Origin of the sequence: Allomesorhizobium camelthorni, assembly GCF_011045125.1 — a bacterium.
Lineage (GTDB): Bacteria > Pseudomonadota > Alphaproteobacteria > Rhizobiales > Rhizobiaceae > Allomesorhizobium > Allomesorhizobium camelthorni.
The window spans coordinates 263,838-274,320 of record NZ_JAAKZF010000003.1; the positions used below are offsets into that span (position 1 = coordinate 263,838).

6 protein-coding genes and 2 pseudogenes are annotated in these 10,483 nt (G+C 59.8%); 4 read left to right on the top strand and 4 right to left on the bottom strand.

The features are described 5' to 3' along the window. Window positions 1-66 precede the first annotated feature (66 nt). A complete protein-coding gene (locus tag G6N73_RS05295) occupies window positions 67-3,480 on the top strand; it encodes a TM0106 family RecB-like putative nuclease (RefSeq protein WP_343044556.1) in 3,414 nt (1,137 codons plus the stop codon). 151 nt (window positions 3,481-3,631) lie between these two features. Then, complete coding sequence (locus tag G6N73_RS05300; RefSeq protein ID WP_343044557.1) at window positions 3,632-5,317, top strand: DNA cytosine methyltransferase; 1,686 nt, start codon at window positions 3,632-3,634, stop codon at window positions 5,315-5,317. Between the two features lie 82 nt (window positions 5,318-5,399). Here G6N73_RS05300 and G6N73_RS05305 read toward each other — a convergent pair whose 3' ends face one another. Next, the gene (locus tag G6N73_RS05305; RefSeq protein ID WP_165024287.1) at window positions 5,400-5,639 is read right to left on the bottom strand and encodes a hypothetical protein; all 240 of its coding nucleotides are present in this window, start codon (window positions 5,637-5,639) and stop codon (window positions 5,400-5,402) included. Window positions 5,640-5,758: 119 nt separating this feature from the next. Between G6N73_RS05305 and G6N73_RS05310 the strand changes: the two genes are divergently transcribed. Continuing rightward, entirely contained in the window at window positions 5,759-6,445 is a 687-nt protein-coding gene (locus G6N73_RS05310; protein WP_165024289.1) for a type II toxin-antitoxin system VapC family toxin, read from the top strand. A 96-nt stretch (window positions 6,446-6,541) separates the two neighbouring features. Here the strand turns inward: G6N73_RS05310 and G6N73_RS05315 are convergent, their stop codons facing one another. The 3 genes and pseudogenes from G6N73_RS05315 to hisD all read right to left on the bottom strand — a co-directional run. Continuing rightward, window positions 6,542-8,470 carry an AAA family ATPase gene (locus G6N73_RS05315; protein WP_165024292.1) on the bottom strand — a complete coding sequence of 643 codons (1,929 nt, stop codon included), beginning with the start codon at window positions 8,468-8,470 and terminating at the stop codon, window positions 6,542-6,544. 68 nt (window positions 8,471-8,538) lie between these two features. Beyond that, entirely contained in the window at window positions 8,539-9,162 is a 624-nt protein-coding gene (locus G6N73_RS05320; RefSeq protein WP_165024294.1) for a hypothetical protein, read from the bottom strand. A 224-nt stretch (window positions 9,163-9,386) separates the two neighbouring features. Further along, window positions 9,387-10,199 (bottom strand): annotated as a pseudogene (gene hisD / locus G6N73_RS05325) (histidinol dehydrogenase); the annotation flags it as partial. A gap of 8 nt (window positions 10,200-10,207) precedes the next feature. Between hisD and G6N73_RS05330 the strand changes: the two are divergent. Beyond that, a pseudogene (locus G6N73_RS05330) lies at window positions 10,208-10,483 on the top strand (transposase); the annotation flags it as partial.

Below are 10,483 nucleotides of genomic sequence, written 5' to 3' on the forward strand. Positions count from 1 at the left end.
TTCGGAGTCCTCCAAGTTGCCGGATGTACAAACCTCGGCAGAAGAATATCCACTCGATACGTCGCGGTGATAGTCATCAGGAACACGGGCCACTCTTACGAACTCAGCGCCAGCGACCTCGTCGGCCATCTCAGCTGCCGGCATCTGACGCAGCTTGACCGGGCCGTTGCCGACGGAACATCCGCCAAACCTCAAGTATGGGACCCGCTCCTTGAGATATTGCGGGAGCGCGGGGCGGCACATGAGCGAAAATACGTGGAGCACCTGACAAGTCTGGGGCTTCAGACCGTCACTATTGATGGTATCGGCGTTTCATCCGACGCCGTCGCAGAAACCATTTCGGCCATGAGAGATGGAGTCGATGCAATTGTGCAAGGGGCGCTTGCACACGGGATTTGGGTAGGCCGGACAGATGTGCTCCTCAGGGTAATGACGCCAAGCGCGTTCGGAAATTGGTCCTACGAACCGGTCGACACCAAGCTGGCCCGAGAAACCAAGGCAGGATCGGTCCTGCAGCTCTGCCTCTATTCGGATCTCCTTCGAGAAACTCAGGGATGCGCACCCGAATTCATGCACATCGTTCGGCCATGGTCAGACTTCGTGCCCCAGAGTTACCGGTTTTCCGATTACGCGGCCTATTTTCGTAAAGTGCAGAGAGGACTCGCTACCTCAATAACGGCTGTATCGAATGAAGCCACCTACCCTGATCCGCAGGAGCATTGCGACATCTGCCGCTGGGAGAGGACGTGCGACCAGCGCCGCCGTGATGACGATCACCTTTGTGTTGTGGCAGGCATATCGAAACTGCAGATTTCTGAACTCGGTGATCACGACATCAAAACGCTAGCTGCGCTTGCTGCCACCCCGGTTCCGCTACAATGGAAGCCGGACCGCGGTTCGGCACAGGCACTGACCCGCATCAGGGAACAAGCACGAATCCAGCATGAGGCGCGCAAGACTGGCGACAAGATTTTCGAGTTGTTGCCGGTCGAGCCAGGATTTGGCTTCAGCCTTCTCCCGGCACCCTCGCCCGGCGATGTTTTCCTGGACCTGGAAGGCGATCCCTTCGTCGGAGAGCACGGGCTGGAGTACCTTTTCGGCTATGCCTGCTTCGACGATGTGGGGAACCTTGGTTACCGCGGCAACTGGGCTTTCAGTCGCGCCGACGAGAAACGCGCTTTCGAAACGTTTGTAGATTTCCTGATGGCAAGGTGGGACCGCCATCCCGACCTCCATGTCTACCACTACGCACCATATGAGCCTGCAGCCCTGAAAACGCTGATGGGACGCTACGCAACCCGCGAAGATGAAATCGACCGACTGTTGCGCGCCGGCGTGTTCGTGGACCTCTACGGAATCGTGCGCAACGGATTGCGCGCAAGCGTCGAGAGCTACTCGATCAAGAGGCTGGAGCCGTTCTATGGGTTCGAGCGCAGCGTGCCGCTCAGCGCCGCAAACTCGGCACTTACCGAAATGTCGGCCAGTCTCGAGCTGGAGAATGCCCCGTCCGTCACCGAAGAAACAAGGGCGGTCGTGCTAGGGTATAATCAAGACGACTGCATTTCGACGGCCAGGTTGCGGGACTGGCTGGAGGCGCGCAGGGCCGAGGTTATCGCGACAGGAGTGGCCATTTCGCGGCCAGTTCCCGGCGATGGCGCGCCAGACGAAAAGATCACCGACTGGCTCGCGAGAATTGCACCACTGATCGAGTCACTTTCGGCCGGCATCCCTGTCGATCCGGCCGATCGGGATGGCGAACAGCAAGCGCGCTGGATCCTCGCAAATATCCTGGATTGGCACCGGCGGGAACAGAAGGCCGTCTGGTGGGAGTACTTCCGCCTGGCCGCCTTGTCAGCAGATGACTTGATGGACGAGAAGGCGGGACTGTCCGGCTTGGAATTCGTTGACGCTGCCGGAGGAACCGCACGTGCGCCAATCCACCGGTATTCGTTTCCACCCCAGGAGACCGAACTACGCGGTGGCGAAGACTTGAAGAACCTCGGCGGCAATGATTTGGGCAAAGTCGCAGATATCTCATTCGACGACCTGACCATCGACATCAAGAAGCGCCAAGACAGTGCTGACATCCACCCGACCGCGGTGTTCGAGCACGGCACGGTTCGCATCGAGGTTCTAGCCGAAGCCCTTGCGCGAATAGGAGAGCACGTTGTCGCAAACGGGATTCACGGGAACGGCCCATATAAAGCAGCGCGTGCCCTGCTGCTCAAAGAGCCTATCCTCAGCTCCGGCGAAGCGGTCCGGCGGGAGGGCGAAACTACGCTTGATGCCGCGTTGCGAGCAGCGGGCGAATTGAGCAACGGCGTCTTTCCTATCCAAGGGCCGCCCGGCGCAGGGAAAACCTACACCGGCGCGCGCATGATTTGCGAGTTGGTCCGACGCGGCAAGAAAGTCGGCATCACTGCGAACAGCCACAAGGTGATCCGCAACCTGATCGATGCCGTGGTCAAGGCGGCGGACGAACTTGGGGTTGATCTTCAGTGCTGCCAAAAGGCTGGCGAGGCCGAAGACGCTCAACACCGTCTCTCGTTCGCCAAGAAGCCGGAAGACCTTTTAGCTGCTTTCGGCAACGGCACAGACGTCGGTGGCGGAACCGCCTGGTTATGGGCTCGTCAGGACGCGTTCGAGGCCGTCGACGTTCTGTTCGTCGACGAGGCGGCCCAAATGTCCTTGGCCAGCGTGCTGGCAGCCTCCAATGCCGCCAAGGCAGTGGTGTTGCTTGGTGACCCGCAGCAACTGGACCAGCCAACGAAGGGAACCCATCCCGAGGGGACTGGCACTTCTGCCCTCGCCCACATTCTCGGTAAAAGCCAGATCATTGCGCCTGATCAAGGGTTGTTCCTTGACGAGACGTGGCGGCTGCACCCGGATATCTGTGCGTTTACATCGGAGGCATTCTACGCGGGAAAGCTTCGCTCCAGGGAAGGTCGGGAAAGGCAGGTCATCAGGTCATCAGGACCGGTCAACGGTTCGGGCCTCCGCTATCTGCCGGTGGAGCATGTCGGCAACCAGAATTGCTCGCCGGAGGAGGCCGTCGCCGTTGCCGAACTGGTCAACCGAATGCTCGATGCCAGTTCAACCTGGATCGATGACAAGGGATGCGAACAGCCACTCGGATCAGAGGACATAGTGATAATCGCCCCCTACAACGCGCAGGTGTTCGAAATACAAAAGCACCTACCGCGAGCACGGGTGGGTACCGTGGACAAGTTCCAAGGACAGGAAGCGGCCATAGCGATTTACTCGACAGCCACTTCGAGCTATGCCGACGCGCCTCGAGGGATGGAGTTTCTTTACAGCCTGAACCGCCTAAATGTCGCGATTTCGCGCGCCAAATGCATCTCGATCCTTGTGAGTTCTCCGCAGATTTTCGAAGCGGAATGCCGGTCGCCGCGCCAGATGCAACTCGCTAACGCCTTCTGCCAATACCTGGAAATGGCGGACCCACTCGCGATTTGGTAACTCGTCTGCAAATGCCCATTCGGGCTGCGGGCTCGGTAGGCAGTCGCCTGCAGTGAGATGACTCTATCTTGCCTCCACACCGCCCCACGGCACCGCCGCCGCGCACTTTTGAGTTTCAAATTAAGCAGTCTTCAACTCCCGATAGGCGACGGTGCAACCGTCATCAACGGGGAGTTTGGAATTGACTGTATTACGAGCAGTAGACCTTTTCTGTGGGGCGGGTGGTTTCGCCCACGGAATGCAAAAGGCCGGAATTAAGATTGTGCGATCCATGGATCATGACCCAGCGGTCATTGAGGTCCACAAGACGAACATCAAGCACGTAGAGCACCGGCTTCCATTTCGGCCGGCACCCAGCAAACAGCCTCCGGTAGAGGATTCCGGGAAGTTCCGGCGGGGCCAAGTACACACCAGCCGCAAGACTCAACATGTTGTTGACCTTACGGCAATCGTCGACATAGCGCCGGAAGTCACCCACGACAAACCCGATATCATCTTCGGCGGCCCGCCCTGCCAAGCATTTTCAAGTGCCGGCAAGGGAGAGGGTGACGACGACCCGCGTTCGACGCTCACCGAAGCGTTCGCAATTATCGTTGCAGCGGCGCGGCCGAAGTATTTCGTCATGGAGAACGTCAAGGGGTTACGCAAATCCCTGACGTACAAGAGAGCTGTCGCGATCTTCAGACGAGTTGGCTACGGCCTATCGGAGGCCGTAGTAAACGCTTCCTCTTTCGGAACACCCCAAGCGCGCGAACGGCTGATCTTGGCAGGATGCCTCGACGAGACCGACGGCTGGTTTCATGCCTATCTCAACCAGTACAAATCAGCCCAGCGGATCAATGTAACGGACGTGCTGGGATCCGAGTTCGGAACTCTTTTTGACGACTTCACGCTCGACGCGGAGTGCCCGGATGCCGTCACGGAAGCAGCCTCCGACGAATATAAGGGATATCGTCTCCGCGAAGCGGACCTGAAAAAGCTCGCGGGGAAAAATCCCGAGACCCGATTTTACTACTGTGCGCCGGGCGGTCCAGCTTCCGGAGCAATCCACCGCACAGACAGACCAGCTCCCACTCTAATCCGGACATCGACCGACGGGCTGTCGCATCGTTACCGGCCGCAAGCGGGCGATCCTGTGGACCTGAGAAAGGTCGCGCAACCTTCTTTCGATCAGTTTTCACGACTAGCCGGCTATCCAGCGGGGTGGAACTGGGGAGCACTTCGTTCCCAGACTAGCGACAGCCGGAATCCTGACGACATGATCCTCGGTGCACGGCAAAGACAGCTCATGCTCGCCAATTCGGTACCGCCTCCGCTCGCGTTCGCCATTGGTCGCTCCATTGTTGATCACCACAACCGGAAAGTGCCGTCCGTACCGATCGAGGCCGCTGCGGTACAGCAGCGAACCTGGAAGGTGTCGACCCGGGAAGTGGCGCGCTACAAGGATTGGCTGCGGATAGCCAAGAGGCTTGCAGGGCGACGTCTGATCCAAGAGATAACTGATCTTCGTGCTGCCAAGGGTCTGACAGCTGACCGCGGGTTGGCGGCAGCGGCCGAAGAACTCAAGGCATTGGAAGGAATGCCGGCTACCGCCGAACCACATATGTCTCGCGGGAGGAAATCCCAGCTATGCCGGACCTTGGCAAACCTCGCGGAATTCCAGTACTACCAGTCGTACGTGCAGGCAGGCTTGTTCCCGGACGACGACAAATCTTATGCACGCGGCGATTTGCGGCGAATGCTGGAAGACGACGATCCGATCGATGACTCGTTTGACAACTTCGGGAAATTGTCACCTCCGCTGATCGGGTCGAAGCCGCCCCTCGCAGCTGAGTAATGGTCCAAGACTGCGGCCAGCACTGTTTGGCCGCAGTCGTCTCCTCGACCACCAAGCGCACCTGCATGTGGGGGTGGTGCGCTCAGTCCGGATCGATGTCTCGGTCGTCGAGCGGTCCTCCTTTCAGCAGAAAATCACGCCCTGACTTCTTTGACGGAGCGGATTTTTCCAAACCAAAGACGATACCGCGTTCGGTGTCGTGGATTTGCTGCGGCCCTTTGTTGGCGGCCGCATCAAGAAGCTCTTCAAACCGGTCCCGCGCCTGCTGAACCGTCCAAACTCCTTGGGTTCGATTGTCGTGCTTTCGATCAGGGTTCGACACGATCCAATCTCCATTTCGGCATCTTTACCGTTTGCCGGTGATTCCACATTAGCTCTTATTCGGCATTTCTGTAACGCGGGGGGCGTTTTAGAACGCGCGGGCCAAGGAGCCCACTCCTGATGTTCGTCCTCGACACGAATGTGCTGAGTGAATTCACGAAGCAAATCCCTGACCCGATTATAATGGGTTGGGTTGCGGCGAGGTCCCCGACGGAGCTCGCGATTCCTTTCGGTGCACTCGTCGAACTCCAGCGCGGTGTCGAGCTGTTGCGCCGTACGAATCCGGCACGTGCCCACCAACTTTCCCGATGGGTCGATGACTTGCTCGAGACAGATATGCCGTTTCTCAAAGCCGACGCCGCGGTGGCCCGCTTATATGGAGAGATGAACGTTGTGCCGGAGCTGCGTCACCTGTGGGTGCTGCACCGCCCCAGCCAGAGGCGCGGACCTGGCCAGGATTTATTGATTGCCGCTGCCGCGATCGTCCATGCAGCCGTGGTCGCTACAGTCGATGTGTTAGACTTTCTCACAATCAACAAATACTTCCGTCTGCCCGGCCTTTTTAATCCTCGGTCACAGGCTTGGGAGATCAGGCCGCGAACCCGAACGAATGGCTGCGCCGCACCCAGCGCAATTCAATCCGGCGACAATTTAGTCGGGGGAACTCTCGTCAAAAACGGGAGCCCGGAGACCAACACGTCGGGTGATTCTCGGTACGCCAGCCGTCTGTGGCAACTCCCTCCGAACAGTTCCACGTTCGGCTTCGAGGGGAGGATGGGGGCCCGATCTCGGTTGCCTTGCACCTAGCCAGAGGCATCCTGCCGGTCGCGATCGCTAGCCAGGTAACAAGAGAATATATGGCGCACTTCCCCCGTCGTCGCAGCCTCACTCCATGAAGATGTCTTATCGGTCTGAAGTGCCTGGTCCGGTTCCGGGATTCCCGGTCAGAAGGTCAACTTCGTGTTTTGACAAGCAGCCGCGCACAACCAGCGCATCGGCAAGGCGTTCAACGTCACGGCGGCGTTCCTCAACAATCCGCTTAGAGCGCCGATACTGTTCCGACAGGATCTGGTCGACACGCACCCGCAAATCGCGGTTAAGACTCAGCGCCGCGAACAGCTCGCTTTCCCGGTCATCAGACAGGTAAACCAGGCTTTCTCCCAATCCGTATGTGGCCTCCATCATCAGAGCATTGAGGGTTGCGGCGTGCAGGTCTGAACCCGTGCTGCCACCACCTCCGGCCGATCTTGAGCCGAGAACCACCTCCTCCGCAGCCAATCCGGCCAGCCCGACCGCGATGAGGTCGAGATACTCCGCAGGCACCCGTTCGCGCAGATTCTGGTGCCGAAAGGTCGTTCCCCCACCGTCCTGCGTCTGATTGCCGGAAGGGTCGAAGGCCTCCACGATGGTCACGCCCTGAAGGTCTCCGCTCCCGAGCGCAATTCCAACGATTGCATGCCCTGCCTCATGGACCGCTGTCCGTCGTCGCAGGCCTACTGGCAAAGGAACCATGGTCGGAAACTCGGAATGCAAATCCTCTAGCGCAATGGGCCGATGGGAACGGCGCGCCCGACGCCGGGCGTCTCGAACCAGCTTTTCCAACGAGGCTCCTGACCATCCTTCCGAACGCTTGGCGATTTCCGTCAGATCGGCAGCGGCTAACGCCCCCTGAAGATGCCACCGCAGGATTCCCTCACGGCCTTCCTGATCGGGCAGCGGAATTCGGACATGTCTGTCGAGGCGGCCGGCACGGACCAGGGCGGCATCGATCCGTCCTGGATAGTTGCAGGCTCCGACAACGACGACGCCCTCCCTGCCCTCCGCCCCGTCGATGCATTCAAGCAGGGCGGCGACCACTTCGGTGCAGTATTGGGCATTATGGTCGTCGAATTTCTCGCGGTCGCCGACGGCATCGATCTCGTCCAAAAATAGGATGCTGGGTGCGTTGGATTTTGCTTCTTCGAAGGCCCTGCGCATGGCTTTCAACATGTCGCCAAGATGCCCCCTCGCCTGCCAGCGCCCGATCGACCCAAGCACCAAATATGCGCCGCAGGTGCGTGCGAGAGCGCCAGCGAAGGTCGTTTTGCCCGTGCCTGGAGGGCCGCTCAGCAGAATGCCGCGGTCGACATCTTGCCATCCGATCTTGCCCGCTCGCCAATCGGCGAGGTCCCTCGCCAATTCCGTTCCCCACTCGCCCGCCTCACCCAATCCGTGGAGGTCCTCCAGCTTGGGGCCAGCGACATCCTTCCTCGGCTTGCTCGCGGTCACCAGCCTCATTCTCTCAATCGAGACGGCGGCCGGTCTCCCCCTCCGCAGCGTCGCTGCGATGATGCCCAGCGGCACCGTTGCGATGAAAGCGGCATCTGACTCCGAAACGTGGACGCCGAGGCACAACCGGCATGCGGCGGCAACGTGGCGGGCACTGGGCGGATCGACACTGACCACAGCATCCGCCGAGATTCTGAAGTCATCGGGTAGCGCTTCGGCAGTCTCCGCTACAACGACTACGCGCGATTTTTCGCTGAGGGCGATCGCAATGTCGTCCGGTTTTGACCCGGTTTTTCGGTATCCTGCCGAGCGCGTCAGGATGATCGTATCATCACTCCTGCTCCACTTGCGCTGGCGAAGGGATTCGCCAAGCGCAACGAAAGCAACAGCATCTTCATAGATAGCGAGGTCGGAGCCCTCGGGGATCACGATGCCAAGCACTGCCGGCTTGCCGCGCAGAAATCCATACTGATCACGGCAAGCGCGGGCCAGGCCGCAGTACGCGAGATACAGTGTCACGGACCGCGTAAGGTTGGCGTGAAGCTTTTGCCTGAATTTTGTCATGTCGACACCTTGTCGAGGGCCGTCATCCGCGATCCCAAGGATGGAGCAGAGAGCCGGATTTGGGGTTGTCAGTCACGCCATCTGCGTGCCGCAGTTTCGGGGCCGATCCGCGCTTCATCGAGTTCGACCTCAATGAAGCGGTGCAGGACCAGCGACGCGAATCCGGCTATTGGTGCTGTTTCTTTGAAGGCTGCCAGGCATTCGGTCACAGTCATGGAGCCGACCTCGTCCAACGCCGCGAGCAACCGCACCCGATCGCCCAGCGGACAATGCCAGCGCGCGTACCGCAGCAGGTCCCGGGCATTCTGGAGACGGTACCCTGCATTCATCTGAGTGGAATGCGTAGCAGAATAGCAGTGCCCTGCACGATGCGCTGCTTCAACGATCCATGATTCAGGGCCACCCGTCTGCCCGTCGACCGCATCCTCGATTGTGGTGCCACTCCCGCGTTCTACCAGGAAGTCGGGCACGTGGGCGGCTCCCCCCTCGCCCAATGCCGTCGGGAGACAGGTCCAGGATACGACATCCGTGTCGAAGTCGAGGAGGCAGCCCAGGTCTCGGGCGATTTGGGTGCGGAACAATGGAATGCCAAGGCAGCGCACGGTCCCCCGAGGCGCGAAGGTCTTGGAAGCGGCAATCCCGCGCGCGGCGGCGACGGGATCGTCTTGGATGTCAGGCTGGGCGCTCATCATACCCTCTCATACGCAAACAGGATCGGCCGCTGCGAGTGCAGCGTTTCGGCGCGATCAGCGTATGAGATGGACGGGCGCGTGTGTCATGGTTTGGAACAAATAGAGAACATGAAGCTGACTGTCAAGCACGGATTTGCGCCTGCGCCTCGGGCAATTGCCGACTCCTCGGGGCAACACAATCTCTGGCGGAAATTGAACACTGGCTCCGGCGCGCCGGCTGGAATTTAAAACATCCTCATTGCTGAGACCGCATTTGCGTGCGCGTCGAACCCTTCATAGCTTGCGAAGCGGTAGGTATGCCGCGCCATTTCACCATAGCCTTTCGCCGTGACATGGCCGACGGAGCTGGCCTTTAGGAAATCGTGCACGCTGAGGCCGCCACTGTAACGGGCAGCCCCCGATGTGGGCAGAACGGCATTGGGTCCCATCAGATAATTCGCCATGGACCCCGGTGCGTGCTCCCCCAAGAGTATCTCGGCTGCGTTTCGTATATGACTGAGGTGTTCGAACGGCGACTTTGACAGGATCTGCAGGTGCTCGGGAGCGTAGTCGTTGATGAAATCGTAGGCTTCCTGACGATCCCGGGTGATTACGATACCTCCGCGACTACCGCTCAGCACGTCTCGAGAGTACTCGATGCGACGCATACTCATCTTCCTCCAGCATTCAGGAACCAGCGCGCGTGCGGCTTCAGCCACGTCCCTCGACCATGTGACAAGGAAGGCTGACGAGTCCGAGCCGTGTTCAGCTTCGATCAAGAGGTCCAAGGCAGCCAGCCGTGGATTTGCAGTGTCGTCGGCGAGAATGATGCTCTCGCTTGGCCCAGCGGACACTCGCGAAGCGATCCTACCCTGGAGGAGTTGCTTGGCGGCAGCTACCCACGGGCTTCCCGGTCCTTCAAACTTGCAGCAGCGCGGCACGGACTGTGTCCCGAATGCCGCCGCCGCGACGGCTATCGCACCGCCCGCCTTGTAGACGCGATCGATCCCCGCCAGCCTTGCTGCCACGAGCGTCGCCGCGTCGACTTTGCCGTCCGGACCGGCTGATCAACGGGCGCAAGCGTCACATTGTCGACACCATCGGCCTGATGGTCGGTCTCGTCGTCCACGCCGCCGATATCCAGGACCGGGACGGCGCACCGGCTGCCCTCAAGACCATTCTGGAACGCTGGCCGTGGCTGCGACACGTCTTCGCCGACGGCGGCTATGCCGGGCCGAAGCTTAAGGGCTCGCTGCAAAAGATCGGCACGTTCACACTGGAGATCGTCAAGCGGACGGATAAAGCCAGAGGCTTCGAGGTCCTGCCGCGCCGCTGGGTCGTC

Excerpts from the sequence above, each read along its gene's own strand:
- G6N73_RS05315 (WP_165024292.1), bottom strand. The coding sequence starts at position 8,470 with ATGACAAAATTCAGGCAAAAGCTTCACGCCAACCTTACGCGGTCCGTG.
- G6N73_RS05310 (WP_165024289.1), top strand. The coding sequence starts at position 5,759 with ATGTTCGTCCTCGACACGAATGTGCTGAGTGAATTCACGAAGCAAATC.
- G6N73_RS05320 (WP_165024294.1), bottom strand. The coding sequence starts at position 9,162 with ATGATGAGCGCCCAGCCTGACATCCAAGACGATCCCGTCGCCGCCGCG.